We start from the raw sequence: 24,814 nt of genomic DNA, 5'->3' as shown, positions 1-24,814 counted from the left end.
CCGAGCAGCGACTACTGGTTCACCGTGGAGTACGACGAGCCGGGAACGGACCGCAGAAAGGAACTTAGGGCCCATTTTACCTTGAAACGTTAAAACGAAATATAATAGAAAAGCCTGAACATTAGCTCAGGCTTTTTTATTGTGTTTAAAATAATTAAATATTAAATACTAAAGGCTAATGTTAGAATTACATCTGTGAATGTTGACTGAATAAAAGCGGCATCAGTTAAACCAACATTATACAATTGGTAATTTATATCCCTTTCGGCTTGACTAAATGCGATATCCGCACTTAAATTCCCAAAATTATACCCTAACCCAAAGGAATATCCTGTTAAGTCTCCAAAAAAAGTATCGTCAGCATATGGACTTTCTTCAAAACGATAGCCCCCTCTAAAGCTAAATTGCTTGTATCTGTATTCTCCTCCTAATCTGTAAGCTATCGCATTATCAAGAGCATTATTTATATCATTATTTAAACCAGAGAAAAATACGTCTGACGTGGGTCTGAATTCTGCATTAGCATAATCTTTTACTGAATAATCAAAACTTATAAGACCTTTACTTCCAAAAACATAGGCCAAGCTACCTGTAAGTTTTCCAGGCGTTTGAAGTCTATATTCTGGAAAAATATTAATGACATTTGGGTTAACAATTTGATTGATATTTGAACCATTTTCAATTCGTGTAGTGGCTAGATATTGCGACGTTTCTTCATTAATTCTATACCAGGTTGGCGAATTGTATGACAAACCGATTCTAAATTCTTCTGTTAATTTGGCAATACCACCGAGTTGAAAGCTAAATCCGCTACCGGTAGTTAAAAGGTTGTTTTCAAAATCAACATCAGTAACTGAAGAAGTAGCATTGTTATTAGATTCACGCAAAAATGTACTTCGCTCAAAATTTATGAAATGGGCATTTAGGTTTATACCTAAATACAATTTATCCTCATAACTTGAAGCCAAATTAAATGCCAGCTTTCCGTTGTAACCTCTACTAGCAAAAGCATACTGTTGGTTAAAATTTTCACCATTTATATTTCTGGTGTAAGCTGTATTATCATCAGTATCCTCGACCGGATCAAAAATAAATCCTTCAAATCCTAGAAAAGCTTGTTGATTGCCAAAACCAAAAAATGTTCCTATCTCGTTATAGGCTGCGGATATAGTTTCTCCAGGTAGAGCAGAAATCTCGTCTAATCTTTGACCATCAGCATAAGCATAAAAATATTCACCAATACTTGTTGTTGGATTTACACCACTTGCAAACCAATCTCTATCGTAGTCTGCAGAACGATCATAAGCAATACCCATAGTGAATTTTTTCCATGAAGAACTAGCATTCGTATTTGAAAACACAAAGGCAGCACCTAATTGATTCAAGTCGAAATTAGAATTTGTTGCATTGTTTGTATTATTAAAGTAAGCAACATCACTATTTTCATCGAAATAACCTAGGGTCAGTGATGCATGACTTGAATTAAAAATAGCAGAGCCAGCAGGGTTAATATTTATTGCAGACATATCTCCACCAAGTGCACCAAATGCACCACTCATGGCTCTAAATCTGGCCGTACCTTGTATTTCGTCCATTGAATATCTCACAGCATCGGTAATATCCTGTGCTAATATTAAAGACGTGCTTATTAAGCCTATGCTAAGCATAAGTAGTTTTTTCATAAGTTCCTAGTTTTAATTGCGGATATAAAAATTAAATATTAACCTCTGCCTCGGCCTCCACCACGACTTCCACCTGATGATCTTGAGCCACCCGAGGATCTCATACTTCCTGAAGATCTTGACCTAGAGCCACCAGAAGATCTAACACCAGAAGAGCTTGAACTTCTTGACGATCTCATAGTACCTGAAGATCTTGAGGAAGAGTTAATTGTACCCCTTCTTGTTGTGTTAGAATTTCTTGTTGTTCTGCTTGGTCGCGTAACACGTGTACTGTTACCGCTACTTGATCGTCTCGCGGTATTATCCGATGTTCTAACTCTTCTTGAATTATTCGTAACGGCATTAGAAAGTCTGCTCGTTGAATAGTTCCTTCGCGATATGGCGGCATTGCTTCTACCTAAACTTGTTAAGTTTCTATCATACAATGAAGCGCCGCGTCTACCGTAGTTAAATGCGTATCTATTGCTATTGTTGTAGAAACCATTCCAACCCCAGTTATTCCAACCAGGACCCCAGCCCCAGTTATTCCATCCGAGGCCCCAGCCCCAGTTATTCCATCCGAATCCCCAGCCAGCATTCCAGCCCCAGCCAGCATTCCAACCAGGACCCCATCCCCAAGGACTACCAAAAGCCCAGCGGTTCCAGCCCCAGCCCCAAGGTCTTCCCCAGGCCCAGTTATTCCAGCCCCATCCAGCTCCCCAAAGCCAAGGATCATTCCATCCCCAAAAACCATTGTCAATTACATTAATGGTTACTGTATTGTTATCTTGTCCCCAACCACCATATGGTTGTCTCTGTTCTAACGAATCCTGGGCTTTTTGAGTGTAGTCGCTCGAATAAGAATCTACATCTGTAAATATTTCCTCTTCTGATTGGAAAGCATCTAATTGTGCTTTGTTTTGGGCAAAATAATTTGTGTAATAGTTAGAATCTTCTGTTGAAGTTGTAACTATAGGTTGTTCAACAACGACCTCTTCCTCATTTTCATTTGTTGAATATATACCATCATTGTCATAACCTACATATTGGTATGAACCACATGAAGTCAATACGGCTAAAAGACCGAGAGCAACAAAAAATGGCAATTTTTGGCTTGTAATGGTTTTAAATTGCATATCTCTTCTATTTTATTGTTGAACATAGCAAAAATAGTTAGTTTTGCTGAACTATTTTTTTATTTAACAATAGCACAATTTCTGTGCCAAAAGATTGAAAATGAGTAAAAATCTTACGTCAAGAGCTGAGGATTATTCAAAATGGTATAATGAGCTGGTTGTCAAGGCTGACTTGGCAGAGAATTCTGCTGTGAGAGGGTGTATGGTTATTAAACCCTATGGTTATGCGATTTGGGAAAAAATGCAGGCACAATTGGATAAGATGTTCAAGGAAACAGGACATCAAAACGCTTATTTTCCATTGTTTGTGCCAAAAAGTCTTTTTGAAGCTGAGGAAAAAAATGCAGAGGGTTTTGCAAAAGAGTGTGCCGTTGTTACACATTATAGACTACAAAACGATCCTGATAAAGAAGGAAAACTTAGGGTTGATCCAGAAGCAAAACTCGAAGAAGAGTTGGTTGTAAGACCAACTAGTGAAGCTATTATTTGGAACACATATAAAGGATGGATACAGTCCTATAGAGATCTACCAATCTTAGTGAATCAATGGGCTAATGTGGTTCGATGGGAAATGCGAACTAGATTGTTCTTAAGGACTGCCGAGTTTTTATGGCAAGAAGGCCATACTGCTCATGCTACTAAAGAAGAAGCTTGGAAAGAAACCAAGCTCATTAATAATATATACGCAACTTTTGCTGAAAAATTTATGGCGATCCCTGTTATACAAGGTTTAAAGACAGAAAGCGAGAGATTTGCTGGAGCTGTAGAAACCATGTGTATTGAAGCACTAATGCAAGATGGTAAGGCGCTGCAAGCAGGAACCTCCCATTTTCTAGGTCAGAATTTTGCTAAGGCCTTTGATGTAAAATTCACTAATAAGGAGGGAAAACTAGATTATGTTTGGGCGACTTCATGGGGTGTTTCTACACGCTTAATGGGTGCATTAATAATGACACATAGTGATGACAAGGGGTTAGTGTTACCTCCAAATTTAGCACCATACCAGATTGTAATTGTTCCTATTTATAAAAATGAAGAACAATTTGATAAAATATCGGATTTGGCCAGTACCATAATTGAAGATTTAAAAGAGCGAAACATATCTGTTAAATTTGATGGACGTGATACGCTTAGGCCAGGAGCAAAGTTTGCGCAACATGAGTTGCAAGGTGTACCATTACGCATCGCTATAGGGCCTAAGGATCTTGAAGATGAAACCGTAGAGCTTGCAAGGAGAGATGACCTAACTAAGCAAACAGTTATTTTAGATAGACTTTCAATAGTTGTAGAAGATCTTTTGGAAGAAATACAAGAGAATCTGTTTAAAAAGGCTTTAGATTTCAGAGATTCTCACATTACCGAAGTGGACGACTTCGAATCATTCAAGGAGGTTTTAGAAACTAAAACAGGTTTTATATCCGCACATTGGGATGGCACTTCTGAAACAGAACAAAAAATAAAAGAACTTACTAAAGCTACAATTAGATGCATACCTTTAGATAACATTAAAGAAGAGGGAATATGTGTATACAGCGGCAAACCTTCTAAGCAACGTGTGCTTTTTGCGAAGGCCTATTAAAAAAATCAAAAAAACTTTATTAGTAGTTGCAACATTTAAAAATAGTTGTATTTTTGCATCCGCAATGGAAACATTGTAGGTTCATTAAAATTTATTAGTAACCATAAGGCCCGTTCGTCTATCGGCTAGGACGCCAGGTTTTCATCCTGGTAAGAGGGGTTCGATTCCCCTACGGGCTACAACTTTTAACAAGAAAAATAAAATGGCAAATCATAAATCTGCTTTAAAAAGAATAAGAAGTAACGAAAAGAGACGTGTGCTTAATAGATATCAGCACAAGACTACGCGTAATGCGATTAAGAAATTACGTGAGATTACTGATGCAAAAGAAGCCGAGAAAATGTTACCTTCTGTAATTGGTATGATTGATAAATTAGCTAAGAAAAACATTATTCATTCGAATAAAGCTGGGAACTTAAAAAGCAATCTAACGAAACACGTTGCCACTTTATAGGTCTAGAATTTAAAAAATTAAAAGCCTTTCAATTTGAAAGGCTTTTTTTTTGGTATAACTTTTATAAAAAAAACTCAAGATTTCCATCTTGAGTTTCTTTTTTTATTTCGAATTCTTAGCCATTCATTGAAATTAAGAATTCTTCATTATTTCTGGTTTGTTTAAATCTCTCGTTGATGAATTCCATTGCTTCGACGGGATTCATATCGGCAAGATATTTGCGCATCACCCACATCCTTTGTATGGTATTATCATCAAGAAGTAAGTCATCTCTACGAGTACTTGAACTTGTCAAATCAATTGCAGGGAAAATACGTCTATTGGATATTTTCCTATCTAATTGTAGCTCCATATTACCTGTACCTTTAAATTCTTCAAAAATAACCTCGTCCATTTTTGATCCAGTTTCAGTTAGTGCAGTAGCTATTATAGTAAGGGAACCTCCATTTTCAATATTACGTGCAGCCCCAAAGAAACGTTTTGGCTTATGTAGTGCATTAGCGTCGACACCACCAGATAATATTTTTCCAGACGCTGGTTGTACGGTATTGTACGCCCGAGCTAATCTTGTAATTGAATCTAGTAAAATGACTACGTCATGACCACATTCTACTAAACGCTTTGCTTTCTCTAGGACAATATTTGCGATTTTAACATGCTCATGCGCTTCTTTATCAAACGTCGAAGCAATTACCTCTCCACGAACGTTACGTTGCATATCTGTTACTTCCTCGGGACGCTCGTCAATAAGAAGTATCATTTGATAAACTTCAGGATGATTTGCGGCAATAGCATTTGCTACATCTTTAAGTAACATTGTCTTACCCGTTTTTGGTTGAGAGACAATCATACCACGTTGTCCTTTACCAATAGGTGAAAACAAATCCATAATTCTTGTAGAAATAGTAGATTGGCGTTCTGCAATATTAAATTTTTCTTGTGGGAAAAGCGGTGTTAAATGTTCAAATGCCACCCGATCTCTAACAACTTGTGGGTTTTGGCCGTTAATTTTGCTAACCTTAATTAAAGGGAAATATTTTTCGCCTTCTTTAGGTGGTCTAACATGGCCCAGAACTGTATCGCCTGTTTTAAGTCCAAACAATCTAATTTGAGATTGTGATACATAAATATCATCTGGTGAAGTGAGGTAATTATAGTCAGAAGATCTTAAAAAACCGTAACCGTCTTGCATGATATCTAAGACACCCTCACTTTCAATAATCGCATCAAATTCAAAATCGGGTTCACGATAACGATTTCTGGTGTCCTTATTGCCATTACTTTTTGGATTATTTCGATTTTGCTCTTTAGATCGATTTGATCTATTATCGTTATTTTGGGTTGTAACTCTTTTAGCATCGTCATTTCTGACATTGGATTTATCAACTTTTTTTTCCTGTACTTTGTTGTCCTTTGGCTTGTTTTGTGAATGGTCCTTATTGCTTTGGGCGTTTTGTTGCCTTTTGTTTTCTTGTGGTTGTTTTGGTACTCGGCTGCGCTTTTGTCTTTGGTTACTGGTAGAATTTTCAGATTTTGTGTTTGTTTCTACCTTTTCTTTTACCGCCTCAGGATTAGCCGCTTGGTAATCTAGAATTTGATAAACTAAGTCTAACTTTTTAAGACTTCTAAATTTAGGTACGTTAAGTTGCTTTGCTATATCCTGTAACTCAGGTAGCTTTTTAGCCTTTAATTGGGAAATTTCAAACATTTTTATGTGTAATATACTGTATTATAGTTTCGATATAATTAACTCAACATTTTCTAGATGAAATACAAAGAAAAAAAGTGAAATTAATTTGGAAGATTGAATGTCCGTTATATTATGTTTCGCAACATTCTAATGCAATAATACAATTTTATTTTAATATAAATTCTATCTTTTTAAAAAATAAACTACTAATTTTGCATCGCTTTTAAAGAAGCGATATGATTCAGAGAATACAAACTGTTTATTTATTACTTGCCGTTATTATCTCGGCGGGCTTGATTTTTGTGTTTCATCTATGGACAACAAACGAAGGCTCTAAAGTTTTTGCTATTGACAATTATTTGTATTTAGGATTGTTTATTGGCTCTGCTTTGTTATCTTTAATTTCGATATTTAGTTTTAAAAATAGAAAAACTCAATTTATTTTGGGTCGACTTAATATAATATTAAACTTTATTTTACTAGGAATCTTTGTAACCCAATCTCTAAATTTATCTGGAGAAACTAACGTTTCTGAGAAAGGTATTGGGATTCTTCTTCCTGTTTTTTCTATTGTGTGTTTAGCCTTGGCTAACAAGGCTGTTAAAAAGGACGAAGATCTTGTAAAATCTGTAGATCGATTACGATAGAACCTAAAATCTTAGTAGTATTAGTGCGAAAAACCCAGACGCTGCCGTCTGGGTTTTTCATTTTTCATCGTTTGAATTCTATAATCTCTAAATTTTTAATATTACCTCCATCAATGACAAAACGTAGCATTGTTCTCGCTTTGTGAAAACCATGTTTGCCAATTGCACCAGGATTCATGTGCAATAAATTCAATTTTTTGTCTGGTATAACTTTTAGTATATGCGAGTGGCCACAAATAAACAAATCAGGCGCATTAATCTTTATCTCATCTTTTATCCTGTTGTTATATTTAGGAGGATAGCCTCCAATATGTGTTATCCAAACATCAACATCTTCACATTTGAATCTATTATGTAGCGGAAATTCTGCTCTTGCACTGGCATCATCAATATTTCCATAAACTGCTCTTAATGGTTTTAAGGATTTTATGCTATCTGTGACAGACAAATCACCAATATCTCCCGCATGCCAAACTTCATCTGCTTGCTTTACATATTTGAGGACCTTATCGTCTATATAGCTATGTGTATCTGATAATAACAGTATCCTTTGCATTAAGATAATATTGTGATTATAACGATTAAAACTGTTTATCTTTGTTTAATATTAAGCAAAAATAGGTATTCTTTTGAGATATTTTTTGGAATTGTCCTATAACGGAAAAGCTTATCATGGCTGGCAAAATCAACCTAATGCAATTACTGTTCAGGCGGTACTAGAAAAGTCATTAAGTACCTTGCTAAAAGAGTCAATTTCCATTGTTGGTGCCGGAAGGACCGATACAGGTGTGCACGCCGCTAATATGTATGCGCATTTTGATTTTGAAGGATTAATACCTTCGGATTTAGTTTACAAACTTAACGCATTATTGCCCAAGGATATAGCGATTTCAAAATTGCTAAAGGTAAAAGAAGATGCTCATGCACGATTTGACGCAAAAAGTAGAACTTACCATTATAGAATGTCTACTTCCAAAAGTGTTTTTAATTTTGATTATGCCTATCAGCTTACAAAAACTTTAAATGTTAATGCAATGAATGAAGCTTGTAAGATTCTATTTGAGTATAAGGATTTTCAATGTTTTTCTAAGGTTAACACAGATGTTAAAACCTATAATTGCGAAATAAAAGAAGCACAATGGCACGTAAGAGGCGAGGAGTTGTTATTTGTAATTACTGCAGATCGATTTCTCAGGAATATGGTAAGGGCTATTGTTGGCACTATGATAAATATTGGCCTTGGTAAAATAAAACCAAAAGACTTGCATGGCATTATAGAATCAAAGGATAGAGCTAAAGCAGGATACTCCGTGCCAGCGCACGGCTTAAACTTAGTAAACATTCTCTATCCAGAAAAAATATTCATAAAAGACACCGATTTATTTTCGGCTTAAAATGGCAGAAAAAGGAAAGAAAATATTTGACATCACGCTCTTTAAGCGACTATTACAATATATTAAACCGTATCGTACTGTATTCATCATATCACTAATGTGCGTAATAGGTCTAGCTATTTTTGGTGCCTTAAGACCTTATGTGCTAAAAGAGGCCATAGATGTTAAAATCGCTAACAAGGAATATGACGGCTTTATCCTTTACATGGCACTAATGTTTGCGCTGCTAATTTTTGAGGTCGTGTCTCAGCTTTTATTTATTTATTTCGCAAGTTGGTTAGGACAGTCTGTTGTAAAAGACATAAGGGTAAAGTTATTTAGGCATATGCTCAAGTTTAAAATGACTTACTTTGATAAATCTTCAGTAGGGGTGCTCATTACACGAGCGGTCACAGATATGGAGCGTATAGCGGATATATTTGGGCAAGGATTATTCATGATTTTTAGCGATATCCTCAAAATGGCAGTTGTTGCAGGCTTTATGGCATTAATAAATCTAAGGCTAAGTTTAATTGTATTTGTTGCTATGCCAATAATAGTTTTCGCAACCAAAATATTTCAGAAGTATATGAAGCGCGCCTTTGAAGATGTACGTACTGAGGTTTCTAACTTAAACTCTTTTGTTCAGGAGCGTGTAACGGGAATGAAAATTGTCCAATTGTTTACCAGAGAGTCAATAGAATATACAAAATTTAAGGCCATCAATGAGCGCCATAAAAAAGGGTGGTTAAAAACAGTCTGGTATAATTCAATCTTCTTTCCGGTAGCAGAATTTGTTTCATCTGTAACAATGGCAATGGTTATTTTAATAGGTGGTTTTGGAGTTGTTTCTACATTGCCAGGTACAACATTAGGCGATCTTATTTCATTTACCATGTTTATCCCAATGTTATTTAGACCATTGTATCAAATTGCAAATAAATTTAATACGCTCCAAATGGGAATGGTGGCTGCAGACCGTGTGTTTAAGGTCCTTGATACGGATTCGAACATAGACGATACAGGAACACAAATAGCCAATCATTTTAGAGGAGATATAGAATTTGATAATGTACGTTTTTCTTATGTAAAGGACGAAGAAGTTTTAAAAGGCATTTCATTTAATGTAAAAGCTGGTGAAACAATCGCAATTGTTGGTGCCACAGGAGCAGGAAAATCTACCATTATTAATTTGCTGAATCGTTTTTACGAAATTAATTCTGGTGCAATAAAAATTGATGGTACCGATATAAAAGAACTTACTTTAAATTCATTGCGAAACCAAATTGCGGTTGTTTTACAAGATGTTTTTCTGTTTGCCGATACTATTTTAACCAACATTACACTAAATAATGAGTACATTACCGAAGAAGATGTTATTACCGCTGCAAAAGCCATTGGTATACACGAATTTATATCAAGTCTTCCGGGTGGATACTATTACAATGTTAAAGAGCGTGGCGTGATGCTTTCATCGGGCCAACGTCAATTGATTTCGTTTTTAAGAGCCTACGTAACTAATCCAAGTATTTTAATATTAGATGAGGCAACTTCTTCTGTGGACTCATATTCAGAGCAACTTATTCAGGATGCGACAGATAAAATAACTGAGGGAAGAACTTCTATAATCATTGCGCATAGATTGGCTACCATTCAGCAAGCCGATAAAATTATCGTTATGGACGCTGGTCAAATCGTGGAAATGGGAACACACAAATCCTTACTCAAGAAAGATAATGGTTACTATAAAAATCTATATGAAGTTCAGTTTTTAAAGGCTGAAGTCTTATAACTAACCTGTTTTTGCCGTTTCGCTCGCTGCTTTTTGAGCCTGAATCATTTCCTGTAGTTCGCCATTGAAATACATGAATACAAGAAGAAGAACGGTGAAAATAACAAATGTAATAGCCAATACGACTAAAAACAATAATGTTCGCACTACAATATCAAAGAATGAAAGTTTGTAGATTCGTTTTAATGCAAAAGCAGAATATAAGATCATTAAAAGCAACATAAACATTCCAACAATACTGCTAGAATAACCAATTATTCCTATTATAATAGTTAATACAGCAGACACAATAGATATTTGCGCTTGTATGTACATAAAAACAACTAAGAGCTCTGTGTAATTAAATCGCTTTTTATCAAAAAAAACAAGTTTTGCCATAAGGGCATAGATCGGTACATAAAGCATCACAATTATTGATTGGTACTCCTGGACAAATTGTGTGTTTCGCCTTTGAAATTCCTCTTGGCCTTCAACTGCTAGATTTGAAAAATCAATCATTTCTGGAAAAAACTTGTTTATTATTATCATGTAAATACCCGTTATGGTCAGTGCCAAACCAAATAAACTAATAGGATTTACATATTTTTTCCGAACACCATTTATATAGCCGACTATTACGTCCTCAGGTTTTTTGAATAAATCAATTACTGTTCTTAAAAGCTTATTGTCGTAATTAAAAAAGGTTTCGCTTAAATGCTCAAATAAATTTCTAAAGGTGAGTCTATTTCTAATAACACGTGCACCACAATTTCTGCAGTAATCGTCGTGTTCATTTAATTCGGTATGGCAGTTTTTACAAAGCATTTTATGGGTTAAATTTTCCAGTTGCAAATAGATAGGCAAAGAGTATAGCTAATATGACAACCATAATTGCAGAGAATACGATCATATAGATTGTATAGGCAGCAATATATCGAACTAATGATTTAATGTATGTAGATTTGTATATCCTGCTAAAAACATAGGCTCCATATAACAGCAAGGGTGGTGTAACCAGCATTGAAGCAACAAGATAATTTTGAACGTTGAATGCGGCTAATAATAAATAAATAAGGAAGCTAAAATAAATGGTCTGTGCTGTTAAATATAGATTTATCACTAGGTGCTCGGTGTAATTATGCTTTTTCTTATCTAAATAAACAACCCATGTTCCTATAGCCAAGAAAGGCATTAAAATTGAAAAAAGCACACCTTGATAATCATTAAAAAAATTGAAAGAATCTGGAGGCGGTTGAGCTGTTCCTTGACTTCCAAAATTAAATCCAGACATAAACAAGTTATCTTGAGCTTCAATAAATTCCGGAAAAAAGTTTTTAAGTAAAAACATCTGAAAACCTAAAACAGTAAGTGATATCGCATAAAATGGGATTACGCCAATATATCGTTTCCTCAAGCCGGCTATATAGCCCTCTATTACGTCTTCTGGCTTGGTTATCAAGGCTAACAAGGTTTTTAAGAACTTATTATCAATAGATAAAAATTCTTCGTTGACTTGCCTTGCTAGTATTTTTGGTGTCAATCTGTTTCTGAGGACAGGAGCACCACAATTATCACAAAACTTCTGGTTTGTTTTTAGAACCGTATTACAATTTTTACAATTCACTAGGCCAAATCCTTTTGGATTTTTTTTATCAAATCATGAGTGTCTTTGTACATAACAAATTCTCCATTTTTTATATAAGAGATCTGTCCTGTTTCTTCGCTTACTGCAATGGCGACAGCATCCGTTTTTTCAGTTATTCCTATTGCAGCTCTATGTCTTAATCCAAATCGTTCTGGAATTTTTTTCTCATTATTCACTGGCAGTATAACGCGCGTTGCTTTTACAATATTTTTTTCAATGATAATTGCACCATCGTGCAGAGGGCTGTTTTTAAAAAATATGCTTTCAATTATTGGTTGCGACACGAGTATATTCATAGCATCGCCTGTATTAATTAGAAAATCAAGATTATTATTTCGTTCTATAACGATTAGTGCGCCAGTATTTGAAGCTCCCATTTTACTACACGCATTGATTATGGCGTCAACATCGGTAGTTGTTTGATCCTCGTTTTTTAGAAACTTAAAGTTTTTAAAAACACCTTTTTTTCCGCCTATGTTGGTGGATCCTACAAGTAAGAGAAACTTCCTGATTTCAGGCTGAAAAACCACAATCAAAGCAATAATTCCAACCTTCATAAAACCATCGAAAATGCTGTAAAGCATATGCATTTGAAGGTAATCTGTTAATCGCCAAGCCAAATAAATAACAAGTATACCTATAAATATGTTTACAGCTACGGTACCTTTTACGAGTTTGTAGATGTAGTATAGCAATATGGCAACTAGAAAGACATCTACAAAATCAATAAATCTAAAATCCCAAAGTTGTAAATCGTCCAATATTAGTGCTTTTTGCTAATTTAATAATTTAAGTTAATAAATGTATTCGTTTGGTGAGATACTGCTTTTAATAGGATTCAACTTTTGTTTTAAGGTTATATAATCCTGAAATGTTATTTTATCACTTATGTGCAGCTGCAGTTTGAGATTATCTTTTAGTACTTGTTTAATTGAATGAATTGAATTTAAATCTACATTTCTGAAATTGGAAATATTCGCATTGAGTGATGAGTTTATACTTATATCCTCTAGGGAGTTTACTTTTAGGGCAATAACGGTCGTTTTTTCAGCTTCCAATGTCGGTGGTGAATCAAAATAGAAAGTATTCGTAAATTCTACAAAACCTAGGTTTTCAATGGTTGTGTCATTACAGGTATAAAAATTTTTGGCGTTTTCGTTCTTGTGCATCTTGGCATTTCGCTTTTTATCCTGCATATATTTAATATGAGGAATGGCCTGTTTTAGCGTTAACCGTCTGTCCACATTAACTAGCCAATTGGTTGTACTTATTAAATTTTTGCGATTAAGTAGTGTGGAGTCAGGTTGGGACTCATCATAAAATAAATATGCTGGAGAAACATCTAGCACTTCTGTAACCTCCGCACCCTGAATTTCTGGTAGTTGCAGAACACGTTCATTGGAACAACTCATAAGAAATATAGCCATGAAAAAAAATGGGTAGTATTTCATTTATTTTGAGGTTAACTGGTTAAATAAGGTTACACATTCCATCGCCTCTTTCACGTCATGTACGCGTAAAATCCTTGCGCCTTTTTGTAGAAGGACCATATTCAACGCAGTCGTTCCGTTAAGTGCGTGTTCACTTGTTGTTTTTAATGTTTTATATATCATTGATTTGCGGGAAACACCGGCCAGTATGGGTTTACCAATAATCTGCATTAGTTCCATTTTATTAAGCAATTTAAAGTTTTGAACTAGTGTTTTCGCAAACCCAAATCCAGGGTCAACAATAATATCGTTGATTTTTGCTTCATGGGCCTTGGCAATACGCTCTGCAAAGTAAAAATTAATTTCTTTTATTAAATCTTCGTAGTGTGTATGTTGTTGCATAGTTTTTGGTGTGCCTCTCATGTGCATCATAATATAGGGTACCCCTAATTTTCCCACTGTGGCTATCATTTTTTCGTCAAGGTAACCTGCCGAAATATCGTTAATCATACAGGCGCCTGCTTCAATACTCTTCTTTGCTATTTCGCTCCTAAACGTATCTACTGAAATCAACGCATTAGAATAATGTTTCAATATTAATTCTATTACTGGTATTACCCGATTTGTCTCTTCGTCTAGGCTAACCTCAGACGCACCTGGTCTAGAACTGTAGCCACCAATATCTATAAAAGTAGCACCATGAGTAACCATGTTTTCAACCTGATTAAGGATATCGGATTCATCTTTGTATTTACCACCATCGTAAAATGAATCTGGTGTAATATTGAGAATTCCCATTACCCTTGGACTTTCCAAATCAAGTAATTTACCTTTGCAGTTTATAGTCATAATTGTTCTTGAAAATATTGGTAGTAAACTTTAAACACCAAATCTTGAACTTCTAATTAATTTATGCGAAATTTACGGAAATTTTATACGATAACAGTGTCGTAACTTTTACAGTTGTCGTTTCTATTTTTTAATAATCAAAAGACTGATATTTAGTTGACATAAGTTGAAATTATAATGCAGGAAACCTCTATACAATACGATGCCGTTGTTGAAAAATGCAGAAATCTTTTTAAAGATAAAATGAGTGATTATGGAAGCGCATGGCGTATTTTGCGCTTACCTTCTCTGACCGATCAAATTTTTATTAAAGCACAGCGTATAAGAAGCTTACAGCAAAATGCCGTTAGAAAGGTAGATGAAGGTGAGGTTAGTGAGTTTATAGGTATTATAAATTATTGTATAATGGCCTTGATTCAATTGGAAAAAGGTATTGTGGACCAACCTGATTTAGATACAGATGAAGCTATTGCCTTATATGATGAAAAAATTAAATCAACGAAGGAATTGATGTTGAATAAAAATCATGATTACGGCGAAGCTTGGCGCGATATGCGTGTTAGCTCCTTGACTGATTTAATCTTGCAGAAACTGTTGCGAGTTAAGCAAATTGAAGACAATGCAGGAAAAACTATTGTTAGTGAAGGTATTGATGCTAACTATCAGGATATGATTAATTACGCTGTTTTTGCAATGATTCATCTTGGTGAATCTAATTCTTAAGCATAACTAGATATTATGAAATTACTTGTACATCTAAGTCGGATTTTCGTTGGAGTTCTGTTTATAATTTCAGGATTTATAAAGTTAAACGATCCACTCGGGTTTTCTTATAAACTGCAAGAGTACTTTGGGGCAGATGTGTTAAATATTGAATTTTTAGTTCCGTATGCTTTACTGCTTTCCGTTTTTGTGGTAGTATTTGAGGTCGTTCTTGGTGTGTTTCTTTTAATTGGTTATCAGCCAAAGTTTACAGTTTACAGTTTGTTGGCAATGATCGTATTTTTTACATTTTTGACCTTTTATTCAGCTTATTTTGATAAGGTTAAAGATTGCGGATGTTTTGGAGATGCCCTAAAACTAACGCCTTGGGAAAGTTTCACAAAAGACGTGGTTTTGTTAGTATTAATTCTCATTTTATTTTATGGTTTAAAGCATATTAAACCAATTTTCAGCACTTTACCAACATCGATAATAGCCTTGTTAAGTTTTTTAATTTCATTGTGGTTTGGTTACCATGTTTTGATGCATTTACCGGCGATTGATTTTAGGGCTTATGCAATTGGCAAAAATATTCAAGAACAGATGGTGGTTCCGGATGATGCACCAAAACCAATTCTAGAGTATACATGGACATTTAATGTCAATGGTGAGGAAAAACAATTTGTTACAAATGGAAGTTATCCAACGGTTGATGGTGATTATGTCGGCGTAGAGACTGAAACAATTGATGAAGGTTATATTCCTCCAATTCAAGACTTTTCTATTGAATCTTCAGAGGAGGATTTAACATCATACTTTTTAGAAAAAGACAAACTGGTAATAGTTGCGATGTACAATATTTCATCTTCAGAGGATGATGGTGTTGCAAAGCTTAAATTATTCACCGATGATGCAATTGAGGCAGGTTATACTGTTATAGGTTTGACCTCTTCAAGTGAATCTGAAAAGCAAAAGGTAAAGCAAGATTATAGTCTCAATTTCAACTTTTACCTATGTGATGAAAAAGTAATAAAAACCATTGTAAGAGCCAATCCAGGAATTATTGTACTCAAAAACGGGACAGTGGTAAATAAGGCACATTGGAATGATATTGAAGACATTGAACTTTAGTTTTGGTTAGGTATCTTTTAAATAAATTATTGTATGCCTTTATTACACTTATAGGTGTTGTTACAGTAATCTTCTTTCTATTTACGATACTTCCAGGCGATCCCGCTAAAATGATGCTAGGACAAAACCAATCTGCAGATCAGGTGGAGGCTGTGAAGAAAAAATATGGTTTTGATAAGCCTATTGGGACGCAGTATCTTTATTATCTCAATGATCTTTCACCAATATCTTTTCATTCTAATATACCTACCGATTACACCTTTTTGGGTCCAAATAAGTACAATGCTCAAAAATTATGGACTGGAACAAATACAACTCTAGTTCTAAAAACACCTTATTTACGGGAATCATTTACAAAACAAGGCAAAAAAGTAACACAGGTCATTGGTGAAACTATACCTAACACTTTTGTTTTGGCAATTTCGGCAATTACGATTGCAATTATACTCGGAGTAATTTTTGGGATTATTTCAGCACTGTATAAAGATACTTGGTTAGACAAGTTAATTCAGGTATTAAGTACTTTAGGAATGAGTGTACCATCATTTTTTAGTGCTATTCTTTTTGCGTGGTTTTTCGGGTTTTTATTGCATGAGTATACAAATCTTGAAATGACAGGGAGTCTCTATGAACTGGATGATTTTGGTGAGAAGATGTCGATTCAATGGAAAAATCTAATACTTCCATCTATTGTTTTAGGAATAAGGCCGTTGGCTGTTGTGATTCAATTAATGCGTAATTCGTTATTAGAAGTATTAGGGCAAGACTACATTAGAACGGCTAGAGCAAAAGGGCTTAGTGAGTTTAGGGTCATAAAAAATCATGCTGTAAAAAATGCCTTAAATCCTGTGGTTACAGCAATTTCAGGGTGGTTTGCTTCTATGTTGGCAGGTGCTGTATTTGTGGAGTATATTTTTGGATGGAATGGACTGGGAAAAGAAATCGTAAATGCTCTAAATACATTAGACCTGCCTGTAATTATGGGTGCTGTTCTGGTCATTGCAATTGTATTTATAACCATTAATATATTGGTAGATATTATTTATGCCTGGTTAGATCCTCGTGTAAAACTGTATTAAACGATTACATGACTTATATCAACAATGCTTGTTGATTAATACCTTATTTTTGTAATCATAAATATTAAAGTAAAATTCAATTTAAAATAACATGAGAAGAAAAATAGTAGCTGGAAATTGGAAAATGAACTACGGATTAATTCAAACAGAATCCTTAATAGTAGAGCTTAAAAAGCAAACTAAAAGTTCTGATGCAGAAGTCATGATAGCACCAACCTTCACTAATCTTTGGCATGCATTTGAGGCTACTAGAAGACATGATATTGAGGTAATTGCCCAGAACATGCATTTTGCTCAACAAGGTGCTTATACAGGTGAAATTAGTGCTGGTATGTTAAAAAGTATTGGTATTCAGACAGTCATTTTAGGACATAGTGAAAGACGTGCTTATTTTAACGAAACCGATGAGGCCTTAGCCAAAAAAATCAATACTGGTCTTGAAAATGACATGGATATGATATTTTGTTTTGGCGAGGAATTGGCAGATCGTAAAGCAGGTAATCAGGAAGCTGTTGTAGAAAGTCAAATTAAAAATGCCTTATTCCATTTAGAAGCAGATGCATTTAAGCATATTATATTAGCATACGAACCGGTTTGGGCTATTGGGACTGGGGAAACAGCAACTCCAGAACAGGCCCAGGAGATGCACGCTTTTATTCGTAAAACCCTGGCTTCGAAGTATGGGCAGAAGGTTGCTGAATCTGTATCCATCTTATATGGTGGGAGTGTAAAGCCTAATAACGCAAAGGAAATATTTTCAAAACCAGATGTTGATGGCGGCTTAATTGGCGGAGCCTCTTTAAAAGCTGAAGATTTCTTTGCAATCGTAAATGCCATTTAAGTACTTTGAATCCTCCTGTTTACATAGGTTATGATTTTAAAATTGAACCACTTCAACCTGCTTCGGAAATACTGATTGCAGAGCTCGGCCTAGTAGGTTTTGAGAGTTTTGTTGAGAATAGTGAAGGTGTTACAGCCTACATTCAAAAGGCGCAGTGGAACGCTTTTATTTTAGAAGATATAAACATTTTGCGGTCTCAGGAATTCAATATAACCTTTAGTTTTAATGAAATAGAACAAACAAATTGGAATGCTGAGTGGGAAAAGAATTTTAATCCCATTGTAGTAGATGGTCTAGTAACTGTTAGGGCTCCTTTCCATGAACAACCAGTTACAAAGTACGATATAATAATTGAACCTAAAATGAGTTTTGGTACAGGTCATCACGAAACTACCCATATGATGATTCAGCATATAATAAAGAATGATTTTGTTGATAAATCGGTCTTGGATATGGGATGTGGCACTGGTGTATTGGCGATTCTTGCCGAAAAAGTAGGTGCGGTTAAACTCGATGCCATTGATATTGATAATTGGTGCTATTTAAATAGTCTCGAAAATGTTGAGCGTAACCAGTGTCAAAACATAGCGGTTCACGAAGGTGATGCCACTATATTGACAGATCAAATGTACGATATCATTATCGCTAATATTAATCGAAATATTCTTCTTGAGGATATACCCAGCTATTCGGAACATCTTAACAAAAATGGCCAGCTTTTTTTAAGTGGTTTTTATATGGATGATGTCCCTCTAATTGAAAAATTATGTAATAGACACATGTTAAAATTGAAAGAAACTATAAAAAGAGGTGATTGGGTATCTTTAAAATTTTTAAATTAGTATCGTTATGAGTCCTAAAGAAAAACAGTCCGAAGACCTATTATTAGAGGAAGAGGTTGTAAAACAGAATGAAATAGTTTTGTTTAACGATGATGTTAATACATTCGATCATGTTATCGATACACTAATTTATGCTTGTGATCATACGCCAGAGCAAGCTGAACAATGCTCTATCATTGTGCACTACAAAGGTAAATGTACTGTAAAGACTGGCCCTTATGAGGATTTGAAACCAAGATGTTCAAAACTTTTAGAAGCAGGGCTCAGTGCTGAAATCGTATAAAAAAACCGCTATGTAGCGGTTTTTTTATTTTTTAACTCTACCAACAGCACAACTAACAAACGATTTTGCCTTAGTTGGTAGCGAATTTGTCTCACCTTCTGGTGGATAGCCTAAAGCGGACAACTTTCTCTTTGCAGATTCTAAGTCAGGTCCTGATTCATAAGAAAAGCTAACTTCGTCCGTATCATTGTTAACCTTGATATCTTCAATCCCTTTAAGCTTTGAAAGCTGTGTTACAATTGTATTGGCACAACCTCCACATTTAAGATTTTGTATTTTAAGTGTTTTAGTTTCCATTTTAATCATTTTCCAATTTACATGTGCTAAAGCCGAATAGAGTATACAAAGGACAAAAGTTCACCAGACTTGTAATCAGAAATATAATGGCAACCGCCATTAAAATATAAGCTAAGGTGCCTTCTATTACATTAAAATAATATAATAATGCAATCGCTACCGCAAGAATAGTACGAATGCCCTTGTCAATGTTTCCCATGTTTTTTTTCATAATTATTTATTTAAAGGGTGGATGGACAAACAAAATTGGTAATAGGTACATCTGTTTTTTTAATTGCTCCAAAACCACCAGCAATATCGATTAGGTTTACAAAACCTCTTGCTTTTAGTATTGAGGCAGCAATTACAGATCTGTATCCACCAGCACAATATACATAATACATTTTGTTCCTATCTACTTCATTCATTTGTTCGTTAATAAAATCCAGCGCAAAATGTTGTGCGTCTTCGAGATGCGTAGATTTAAATTCACCGTCTTTACGCACATCTAATACATTCAATTGAGCTGATTTTGATCGTTGTGCAAACTCACCTGCAGATATAGATTCTAATGTTTCAATTTCTTTTCCGGCTTTTTTCCAGGCCTCAATACCGCCTTCTAAATAGCCTAATGTATTATCGTAACCTACTCTGGAGAGCCTTGTCACGGCTTCTTCTGATTTTCCTTCTGGTACCACCAGTAAGATGGGCTGTTTTATATCTGTAATCAACGCACCAACCCATGGTGCAAACTGACCTTGAAGCCCAATAAATATAGAATTTGGGATATGGCCCTTAACAAAATCCGACTGATGTCTAACGTCTAATATCAAAGCAGATTCATGATTTGCTAATGCTTCAAATTCTTCTGGTGATAGTATAGTATCGCCAGTTTTAAGTATAGTGTCGAAAGTTTGGTAACCCATTTTATTCATCATAGCATTTTTTGCAAAATACTGAGGTGGTGGTGCTATACCATCAAGGACTTCCTTAACAAATTCTGCTTTTGTCATATCCTCGCGAAGCGCGTAATTCGTTTTCTTTTGCTCACCTAATACGCCAACCGTTTCCTTACTTAGGTTTTTTCCACAGGCAGATCCTGCTCCGTGCGCAGGATAAACAATGACATCATCTGCCAAAGGCATTATTTTATTTCTTAGCGAATCAAATAACATTGATGCTAAATCTTCTTTGGTTAAATCAGACTTAATAGCTAAATCTGGTCTCCCAACATCACCTAAAAATAAGGTATCACCAGAAAAAATGGCGTGATCTTTACCATTTTCGTCAATTAGCAAATAGGTCACAGATTCCAACGTATGGCCAGGTGTATGTAATACCTTAATCGTTACTTTACCCAATTTTAATTCTTCATTATCTTTTGCTGAATGAATGTCATAATCCGTTTGCGCTTTAGGTCCAAAAACAATGGTTGCACCTGTTTTTTTCGCTAAATCAATATGGCCTGATACAAAGTCAGCATGAAAGTGTGTTTCTAGAATATATTTGATTGCGGCATTATTTTTCTTTGCTTTGTCAATATACTGTTGTGTTTCTCTCAAGGGATCAATTATGGCCACCTCACCATCTGATTCGATATAGTAGGCACCTTGTGCCAAACATCCGGTATATAATTGTTCAATTTTCATAGTTTCTTTTTTTTGTCGTACAAAATTACAAAACCTTAATTTTCATATGTAATACTTATCACACACTGTAAAGATATGCCGCTTATAATCTAAAGAAAAAGTATAAACTGATTTAATGGGGTAATTTATCCTTTAGTAAACCATAAGTATAGGTACCAATTAATGCTGCGACAATAACAATTAGCATTGAAAAAACACCCGTGCCTACCAAAATGTACATCGGTCCAGGACAAGCACCACAAAGTGCCCAGCCGAGTCCAAAGATACTTCCTCCAAGAATATATCGTTTAAAGCCTTTGTCTTTTTTAGGGACTCTTAAGTAGGTGCCTTCCGTTGTTTTTAGTTGATTTCCTTTTGAGATGAATACTAAAATTACTCCCGTTACTACTGCCGTACCAATGATTCCATACATATGGAAGGACTGAAACTTAAACATTTCATATATACGATACCAGGAAACAGCTTCAGATTTTACTAATACAATACCAAAAAATATACCGACTAAGAAAAATTTTAAGTATTTGCCCATGTTAAAAAAGTATTGGATAAATAAAATGTATCATGATCAAACCGCCAATAAAAAAGCCAATCACAGCAACTAAAGAAGGTAATTGAAGACTACTTAAACCGGTAATGGCGTGACCGGAAGTACAGCCGCCTGCATAACGCGTGCCGAAACCTACTAGAAAACCACCAATCAGTAGAATCGCAATTCCTTTAAGACTAAATACAGAATCCCAACTAAACAACTCAGGAGGTAAAAGACTTTCACCTACGTTTTTAAAACCAAGCGTGTCTAAGTCATTAATTGTGTTTTCACTTAGTTGAATATCAATTGGATTAGAAAGAAAAAAATGTGCTATCATTCCACCTATAACTGCTCCAGCGACTACCATTAGATTCCACTTCTCGCTTTTCCAGTCAAAATCAAAAAATTTAACGCGTTTGCCTGCTCCACCAATAGCGCACATGGTCCTTAAATTTGATGACATACCAAAAGTTCTGCCAAAATATAGTAAGAGAAACATAACTATTGCTATGAAAGGCCCAGATATGTACCATGGCCAAGGCTCAAGAATATACTTCATAAATCAATTTTTCTGCAAAAATAAAGCTGATGGAGGAAATTCAATCATAAAATTATTTAAAAATCCAGGACAGTGATCTTGTTTCGGCCTAATTCAATTTTCTCCTCTTTTTCAAGTTGTTTCAAAAGCCGTGATATCACAACTCGTGATGTGTGCAGGTCTTCAGCAATTTCTTGATGTGTAATATCTAAATTCGTGTCTGCATTGAGTTTTACCTGATCAGTAAGGTATTTGTAGAGTCGTTCATCCATCCTCATGAAAGCCAGAGTGTCAATTGTTTCGAGCATTTCATCAAAACGTATTTGATAACTTTGAAGAATAAAATCACGCCAACTTTGATTAGTGTCAAACCATTCTCTCATTTTATTAAGAGGGATCATAATAACTTTGACGTTCTCGTCTGCTACAGCTCTTATTTTACTTACCGATTTTGCCATGCAACATGTTAAGGACATGGCACACGTATCACCAGACTCTAATACGTACAATAGTAATTCATCGCCATTATTGTCTTCCCGCATTACTTTGATGTTTCCGTCTAAAAGTAAAGGGATGTATTCGAGATTTTGACCAATATCTATGATAATCTCGCCTTTTTTGTAAACCTTAAGTGTAGCGGTCTTGGCAATATTTTCTATAATTTCTGGATCAAATAAATATTGAAAGGGTTTTATGAGGTCTTTTTCTATCATAGGTCAAAAATAATCAATTAGGCTTTTGAAATAAATAGTTTGGTTGTTTTTTAAGAATTGTGTTATATTTGCACCCACTTAAAAACGGCCTCGTGGCGCAACTGAATAGCGCATCTGATTACGGCTCAGAAGGTTACAGGTTTGAATCCTGTCGAGGTCACAATATAAATCCTAATTCATACACTGTTAATGAGTTAGGATTTCTTTTTTTTTACTGTGACCAATTTGTGACCATCATTTATCATGTATAATGATAATAAAATTCTGTGTTTTTCTGATGTTTTATTCAAAAGAAAGTTAGCGAAGCGTCATTGGATTCCGTTGCGAGGAAAATCTGAAGGATTTTTTGAGTAGGAATCAGTGGCCCTCTTATTGGTCAAAGATCTCTTAAACAACTAATAAAGCGCAACGCTGCGCTATGTGCAGTTGTCTGTTTTTTTGTGAAGATAATGAAAAATCGTGTTGATAATTGGCAATAGTTTACCCTACCACAGTTAGTTTATTGCCAGTTATCGACCATGAATAGCTCTGCGTTAGCAGAGCGTTGATTTGATTTTTCGATTATTGGGAACCAAACAAACAGCAACCAATTGCATTTAGCGACCTGATATGTCGAGTAGATAAGCCGCAGCGGCGATGTTTGCTGACTGTTAGGATACTTTGCTTTAGATGCAATTGGCATAGCGCAGCGATGATGTCGAAATGCTTTTGGATGTAGTGCCTGCGAAGCAGCGCAGACAAAAGTACGCCGCAGGCGTATTCTACATCATCGGTTGGGCTATGAGTAGTTGCGTGGTTTAGCGATTAACTTTGCAAGTACACACCAAACTGAAAATCCGCGAGGATTTTCAGAAGTAGGCGAGAACAAGCAATTACTTATAGCCATTGTTGTACACAGTTATTTTATTAATAATTCTTTTAATTCGGTTGAATCAATTTTCTTAAGATTGATATTAATTTTACCTGTTGTTTGTTCATTTAAAATCCTTTTGTCAGCAAACAACTCTTTCTCTTTTTCGCCTACTATAATCATTGATGATTCGTTTTTTATAGGAATATCAATAAACTTTAAGTCATAATATTTGCGATATTCTGATATAAATGAATTCATGTCGTTATAAATAAAAAATACTGAAATTTTTTCCAAATCAGATTTGTTAAGATTGAGCTCAAAAGTGATTCGAGAATCAACATCTAAAATTTTGTCAACGTTTATCCAATCATAATCGTCCACTAACACAAGAGGATAATATCCAATTTTTTCAATGTCCTCAATTAAATCACCTTGAATTTGTTCTAATTGTCTGTTGTAGTAATCAACAGAATCAATTGAAACTAATTTTTCTCTAAAAGTCATTACGCCACCAAATCTACGAGTTGCGACGCTATCAAGAACAGTTTGTAAAACTTTAGTTTCGGAATTTTGTATCCAAGTTATTTGATTTATTGAATCTAAAACTCCGTTAAATATTCTATCTCCTATTCTGAACTCTTGTGCAAATTTTAGCTTTAATTTTTTTCCGTTTTTGAGTTTTATTTCTTTATCTCCAATTTTAAATTTTATAGATACAACTCCGTTAGATTCTAAAAGTTCATTTTTATCAGTTATTGTGTTTAAGTTGTCTGAAATTAATTCTAATCGACTGTAATATTCTTTCAGTTCTAAAGTCACTTTATCACTATCTTTAATATCAAAATCTTCTCGATTGAAGTAGATTTTCGTTCCTTTTTCTCCAATAATTTCTTTGACGCTTATTGTGTCTAAATCAAACGTTTGATTTTCGACAAGAACAACCTTTTCAAAAGGATTCGTATGTTCAAATTCGGCTATATCTTTTTTACAACTAAATACAGAAATTGAAACTAAAAAGTATGTTAGGATTTGTTTTTTCATAATTGTGTACAACAGAGCGCTAAACGCAGTTCTGCTTTGAGAATGAAAAGATAATAAATTCCTTAGCAATAATTGGAGAATGGGTCTTCCTTATACTCTCTA

The 24,814-nt window shown here is 34.9% G+C and carries 27 protein-coding genes and 2 tRNA genes; 13 read left to right on the top strand and 16 right to left on the bottom strand.

Annotated elements, in window-relative coordinates:
- Positions 1–161: 161 nt before the first annotated feature.
- Positions 162–1,682 (bottom strand): OmpP1/FadL family transporter, encoded by a 1,521-nt coding sequence (locus tag LBU54_RS14790; protein ID WP_224531818.1) that lies wholly within the window; start codon positions 1,680–1,682, stop codon positions 162–164.
- 38 nt (positions 1,683–1,720) lie between these two features.
- A complete protein-coding gene (locus LBU54_RS14785) occupies positions 1,721–2,797 on the bottom strand; it encodes a hypothetical protein (RefSeq protein ID WP_224531816.1) in 1,077 nt (358 codons plus the stop codon).
- 100 nt (positions 2,798–2,897) lie between these two features.
- Here LBU54_RS14785 and proS point away from each other — a divergent pair, with 100 nt between their 5' ends.
- The 3 genes from proS (at position 2,898) to rpsT (ending at position 4,830) form a co-directional block, all read left to right on the top strand.
- Positions 2,898–4,376 (top strand): proline--tRNA ligase, encoded by a 1,479-nt coding sequence (gene proS, locus LBU54_RS14780; RefSeq protein WP_224531814.1) that lies wholly within the window; start codon positions 2,898–2,900, stop codon positions 4,374–4,376.
- A gap of 107 nt (positions 4,377–4,483) precedes the next feature.
- Positions 4,484–4,555: transfer RNA gene (locus LBU54_RS14775), tRNA-Glu, on the top strand.
- A 23-nt stretch (positions 4,556–4,578) separates the two neighbouring features.
- Positions 4,579–4,830 (top strand): 30S ribosomal protein S20, encoded by a 252-nt coding sequence (gene rpsT / locus LBU54_RS14770; protein ID WP_224531812.1) that lies wholly within the window; start codon positions 4,579–4,581, stop codon positions 4,828–4,830.
- Between the two features lie 115 nt (positions 4,831–4,945).
- On the opposite strand, the gene rho is transcribed toward rpsT, so the two are convergent.
- Positions 4,946–6,538 (bottom strand): transcription termination factor Rho, encoded by a 1,593-nt coding sequence (gene rho, locus LBU54_RS14765; protein WP_224531809.1) that lies wholly within the window; start codon positions 6,536–6,538, stop codon positions 4,946–4,948.
- A gap of 218 nt (positions 6,539–6,756) precedes the next feature.
- Here rho and LBU54_RS14760 point away from each other — a divergent pair, with 218 nt between their 5' ends.
- The gene (locus tag LBU54_RS14760) at positions 6,757–7,167 is read left to right on the top strand and encodes a DUF4293 domain-containing protein (RefSeq protein ID WP_224531807.1); all 411 of its coding nucleotides are present in this window, start codon (positions 6,757–6,759) and stop codon (positions 7,165–7,167) included.
- Positions 7,168–7,231: 64 nt separating this feature from the next.
- Here the strand turns inward: LBU54_RS14760 and LBU54_RS14755 are convergent, their stop codons facing one another.
- Positions 7,232–7,723 carry a metallophosphoesterase family protein gene (locus LBU54_RS14755; protein ID WP_224531805.1) on the bottom strand — a complete coding sequence of 164 codons (492 nt, stop codon included), beginning with the start codon at positions 7,721–7,723 and terminating at the stop codon, positions 7,232–7,234.
- Positions 7,724–7,796: 73 nt separating this feature from the next.
- Here LBU54_RS14755 and truA point away from each other — a divergent pair, with 73 nt between their 5' ends.
- Together truA and LBU54_RS14745 are read left to right on the top strand one after the other, a co-directional pair.
- Positions 7,797–8,561, top strand: coding sequence for a tRNA pseudouridine(38-40) synthase TruA (truA, locus tag LBU54_RS14750; protein ID WP_224531802.1), 765 nt, complete (start codon positions 7,797–7,799; stop codon positions 8,559–8,561).
- Position 8,562: 1 nt separating this feature from the next.
- Positions 8,563–10,332 (top strand): ABC transporter ATP-binding protein, encoded by a 1,770-nt coding sequence (locus tag LBU54_RS14745; RefSeq protein ID WP_224531799.1) that lies wholly within the window; start codon positions 8,563–8,565, stop codon positions 10,330–10,332.
- On the opposite strand, the gene LBU54_RS14740 is transcribed toward LBU54_RS14745, so the two are convergent.
- The 5 genes from LBU54_RS14740 to folP are packed head-to-tail and all read right to left on the bottom strand — an operon-like array spanning position 10,333 to position 14,235.
- On the bottom strand, positions 10,333–11,136 hold the full coding sequence (locus LBU54_RS14740; protein ID WP_224531797.1) for a DUF3667 domain-containing protein: 804 nt from the start codon (positions 11,134–11,136) through the stop codon (positions 10,333–10,335).
- Position 11,137: 1 nt separating this feature from the next.
- Positions 11,138–11,935, bottom strand: coding sequence for a DUF3667 domain-containing protein (locus LBU54_RS14735; RefSeq protein WP_224531795.1), 798 nt, complete (start codon positions 11,933–11,935; stop codon positions 11,138–11,140).
- Positions 11,935–12,717 carry a diadenylate cyclase CdaA gene (gene cdaA, locus LBU54_RS14730; RefSeq protein ID WP_224531793.1) on the bottom strand — a complete coding sequence of 261 codons (783 nt, stop codon included), beginning with the start codon at positions 12,715–12,717 and terminating at the stop codon, positions 11,935–11,937. The genes LBU54_RS14735 and cdaA overlap by 1 nt, the downstream gene beginning before the upstream one ends.
- Positions 12,718–12,750: 33 nt before the next feature.
- On the bottom strand, positions 12,751–13,407 hold the full coding sequence (locus tag LBU54_RS14725) for a hypothetical protein (RefSeq protein ID WP_224531791.1): 657 nt from the start codon (positions 13,405–13,407) through the stop codon (positions 12,751–12,753).
- Entirely contained in the window at positions 13,408–14,235 is an 828-nt protein-coding gene (gene folP, locus LBU54_RS14720; RefSeq protein WP_224531789.1) for a dihydropteroate synthase, read from the bottom strand. It lies immediately after the preceding gene.
- Positions 14,236–14,412: 177 nt separating this feature from the next.
- Here folP and LBU54_RS14715 point away from each other — a divergent pair, with 177 nt between their 5' ends.
- The 6 genes from LBU54_RS14715 to LBU54_RS14690 all read left to right on the top strand — a co-directional run bounded on the left by LBU54_RS14715 (position 14,413) and on the right by LBU54_RS14690 (position 19,113).
- Positions 14,413–14,958 (top strand): DUF1599 domain-containing protein, encoded by a 546-nt coding sequence (locus LBU54_RS14715; protein ID WP_224531787.1) that lies wholly within the window; start codon positions 14,413–14,415, stop codon positions 14,956–14,958.
- Positions 14,959–14,973: 15 nt separating this feature from the next.
- On the top strand, positions 14,974–16,068 hold the full coding sequence (locus LBU54_RS14710; protein ID WP_224531785.1) for a BT_3928 family protein: 1,095 nt from the start codon (positions 14,974–14,976) through the stop codon (positions 16,066–16,068).
- A 2-nt stretch (positions 16,069–16,070) separates the two neighbouring features.
- Positions 16,071–17,147 carry an ABC transporter permease gene (locus tag LBU54_RS14705; protein ID WP_224531782.1) on the top strand — a complete coding sequence of 359 codons (1,077 nt, stop codon included), beginning with the start codon at positions 16,071–16,073 and terminating at the stop codon, positions 17,145–17,147.
- Between the two features lie 91 nt (positions 17,148–17,238).
- Positions 17,239–17,988 (top strand): triose-phosphate isomerase, encoded by a 750-nt coding sequence (gene tpiA / locus LBU54_RS14700; protein WP_224531780.1) that lies wholly within the window; start codon positions 17,239–17,241, stop codon positions 17,986–17,988.
- A gap of 5 nt (positions 17,989–17,993) precedes the next feature.
- A complete protein-coding gene (prmA, locus tag LBU54_RS14695; protein WP_224531779.1) occupies positions 17,994–18,830 on the top strand; it encodes a 50S ribosomal protein L11 methyltransferase in 837 nt (278 codons plus the stop codon).
- A gap of 7 nt (positions 18,831–18,837) precedes the next feature.
- The gene (locus tag LBU54_RS14690; protein WP_224531777.1) at positions 18,838–19,113 is read left to right on the top strand and encodes an ATP-dependent Clp protease adaptor ClpS; all 276 of its coding nucleotides are present in this window, start codon (positions 18,838–18,840) and stop codon (positions 19,111–19,113) included.
- A 24-nt stretch (positions 19,114–19,137) separates the two neighbouring features.
- Here LBU54_RS14690 and LBU54_RS14685 read toward each other — a convergent pair whose 3' ends face one another.
- The 6 genes from LBU54_RS14685 to LBU54_RS14660 form a co-directional block, all read right to left on the bottom strand.
- A complete protein-coding gene (locus tag LBU54_RS14685) occupies positions 19,138–19,410 on the bottom strand; it encodes a heavy-metal-associated domain-containing protein (RefSeq protein WP_224531775.1) in 273 nt (90 codons plus the stop codon).
- A 1-nt stretch (position 19,411) separates the two neighbouring features.
- On the bottom strand, positions 19,412–19,609 hold the full coding sequence (locus tag LBU54_RS14680; RefSeq protein ID WP_317196326.1) for a YgaP family membrane protein: 198 nt from the start codon (positions 19,607–19,609) through the stop codon (positions 19,412–19,414).
- Positions 19,610–19,631: 22 nt separating this feature from the next.
- Positions 19,632–21,038: an MBL fold metallo-hydrolase gene (locus LBU54_RS14675; RefSeq protein WP_224531764.1), complete on the bottom strand. Its 1,407-nt coding sequence runs from the start codon at positions 21,036–21,038 to the stop codon at positions 19,632–19,634.
- Between the two features lie 112 nt (positions 21,039–21,150).
- Positions 21,151–21,567 carry a DUF6691 family protein gene (locus LBU54_RS14670; RefSeq protein WP_224531762.1) on the bottom strand — a complete coding sequence of 139 codons (417 nt, stop codon included), beginning with the start codon at positions 21,565–21,567 and terminating at the stop codon, positions 21,151–21,153.
- Between the two features lies 1 nt (position 21,568).
- The gene (locus LBU54_RS14665) at positions 21,569–22,126 is read right to left on the bottom strand and encodes a YeeE/YedE family protein (RefSeq protein ID WP_224531760.1); all 558 of its coding nucleotides are present in this window, start codon (positions 22,124–22,126) and stop codon (positions 21,569–21,571) included.
- 56 nt (positions 22,127–22,182) lie between these two features.
- The gene (locus LBU54_RS14660; RefSeq protein WP_224531758.1) at positions 22,183–22,818 is read right to left on the bottom strand and encodes a Crp/Fnr family transcriptional regulator; all 636 of its coding nucleotides are present in this window, start codon (positions 22,816–22,818) and stop codon (positions 22,183–22,185) included.
- An 86-nt stretch (positions 22,819–22,904) separates the two neighbouring features.
- On the opposite strand from LBU54_RS14660, the gene LBU54_RS14655 reads away from it, so the two are divergent.
- Positions 22,905–22,978: transfer RNA gene (locus LBU54_RS14655), tRNA-Arg, on the top strand.
- Positions 22,979–23,716: 738 nt separating this feature from the next.
- Here the strand turns inward: LBU54_RS14655 and LBU54_RS14650 are convergent.
- On the bottom strand, positions 23,717–24,712 hold the full coding sequence (locus tag LBU54_RS14650) for a hypothetical protein (RefSeq protein WP_224531756.1): 996 nt from the start codon (positions 24,710–24,712) through the stop codon (positions 23,717–23,719).
- Positions 24,713–24,814 lie beyond the last annotated feature (102 nt).

This window comes from Winogradskyella alexanderae (assembly GCF_020166335.1).
GTDB classification, from domain to species: domain Bacteria; phylum Bacteroidota; class Bacteroidia; order Flavobacteriales; family Flavobacteriaceae; genus Winogradskyella; species Winogradskyella alexanderae.
The sequence above is the reverse complement of the archived record's forward strand: the minus strand, read 5'-3'. Positions and strand labels throughout refer to the sequence as shown.

Bases quoted from the DNA above. Each gene is read 5' to 3' on its own strand.
- LBU54_RS14740 (WP_224531797.1), bottom strand. From the start codon at position 11,136: ATGCTTTGTAAAAACTGCCATACCGAATTAAATGAACACGACGATTAC.
- LBU54_RS14690 (WP_224531777.1), top strand. From the start codon at position 18,838: ATGAGTCCTAAAGAAAAACAGTCCGAAGACCTATTATTAGAGGAAGAG.
- folP (WP_224531789.1), bottom strand. From the start codon at position 14,235: ATGACTATAAACTGCAAAGGTAAATTACTTGATTTGGAAAGTCCAAGG.
- LBU54_RS14715 (WP_224531787.1), top strand. From the start codon at position 14,413: ATGCAGGAAACCTCTATACAATACGATGCCGTTGTTGAAAAATGCAGA.
- LBU54_RS14650 (WP_224531756.1), bottom strand. From the start codon at position 24,712: ATGAAAAAACAAATCCTAACATACTTTTTAGTTTCAATTTCTGTATTT.
- LBU54_RS14660 (WP_224531758.1), bottom strand. From the start codon at position 22,818: ATGATAGAAAAAGACCTCATAAAACCCTTTCAATATTTATTTGATCCA.
- rpsT (WP_224531812.1), top strand. From the start codon at position 4,579: ATGGCAAATCATAAATCTGCTTTAAAAAGAATAAGAAGTAACGAAAAG.
- LBU54_RS14725 (WP_224531791.1), bottom strand. From the start codon at position 13,407: ATGAAATACTACCCATTTTTTTTCATGGCTATATTTCTTATGAGTTGT.
- proS (WP_224531814.1), top strand. From the start codon at position 2,898: ATGAGTAAAAATCTTACGTCAAGAGCTGAGGATTATTCAAAATGGTAT.
- LBU54_RS14685 (WP_224531775.1), bottom strand. From the start codon at position 19,410: ATGGAAACTAAAACACTTAAAATACAAAATCTTAAATGTGGAGGTTGT.
- LBU54_RS14665 (WP_224531760.1), bottom strand. From the start codon at position 22,126: ATGAAGTATATTCTTGAGCCTTGGCCATGGTACATATCTGGGCCTTTC.
- rho (WP_224531809.1), bottom strand. From the start codon at position 6,538: ATGTTTGAAATTTCCCAATTAAAGGCTAAAAAGCTACCTGAGTTACAG.
- LBU54_RS14790 (WP_224531818.1), bottom strand. From the start codon at position 1,682: ATGAAAAAACTACTTATGCTTAGCATAGGCTTAATAAGCACGTCTTTA.
- LBU54_RS14680 (WP_317196326.1), bottom strand. From the start codon at position 19,609: ATGGGAAACATTGACAAGGGCATTCGTACTATTCTTGCGGTAGCGATT.
- tpiA (WP_224531780.1), top strand. From the start codon at position 17,239: ATGAGAAGAAAAATAGTAGCTGGAAATTGGAAAATGAACTACGGATTA.
- LBU54_RS14670 (WP_224531762.1), bottom strand. From the start codon at position 21,567: ATGGGCAAATACTTAAAATTTTTCTTAGTCGGTATATTTTTTGGTATT.
- LBU54_RS14675 (WP_224531764.1), bottom strand. From the start codon at position 21,038: ATGAAAATTGAACAATTATATACCGGATGTTTGGCACAAGGTGCCTAC.
- LBU54_RS14760 (WP_224531807.1), top strand. From the start codon at position 6,757: ATGATTCAGAGAATACAAACTGTTTATTTATTACTTGCCGTTATTATC.
- LBU54_RS14755 (WP_224531805.1), bottom strand. From the start codon at position 7,723: ATGCAAAGGATACTGTTATTATCAGATACACATAGCTATATAGACGAT.
- LBU54_RS14710 (WP_224531785.1), top strand. From the start codon at position 14,974: ATGAAATTACTTGTACATCTAAGTCGGATTTTCGTTGGAGTTCTGTTT.
- LBU54_RS14785 (WP_224531816.1), bottom strand. From the start codon at position 2,797: ATGCAATTTAAAACCATTACAAGCCAAAAATTGCCATTTTTTGTTGCT.
- LBU54_RS14745 (WP_224531799.1), top strand. From the start codon at position 8,563: ATGGCAGAAAAAGGAAAGAAAATATTTGACATCACGCTCTTTAAGCGA.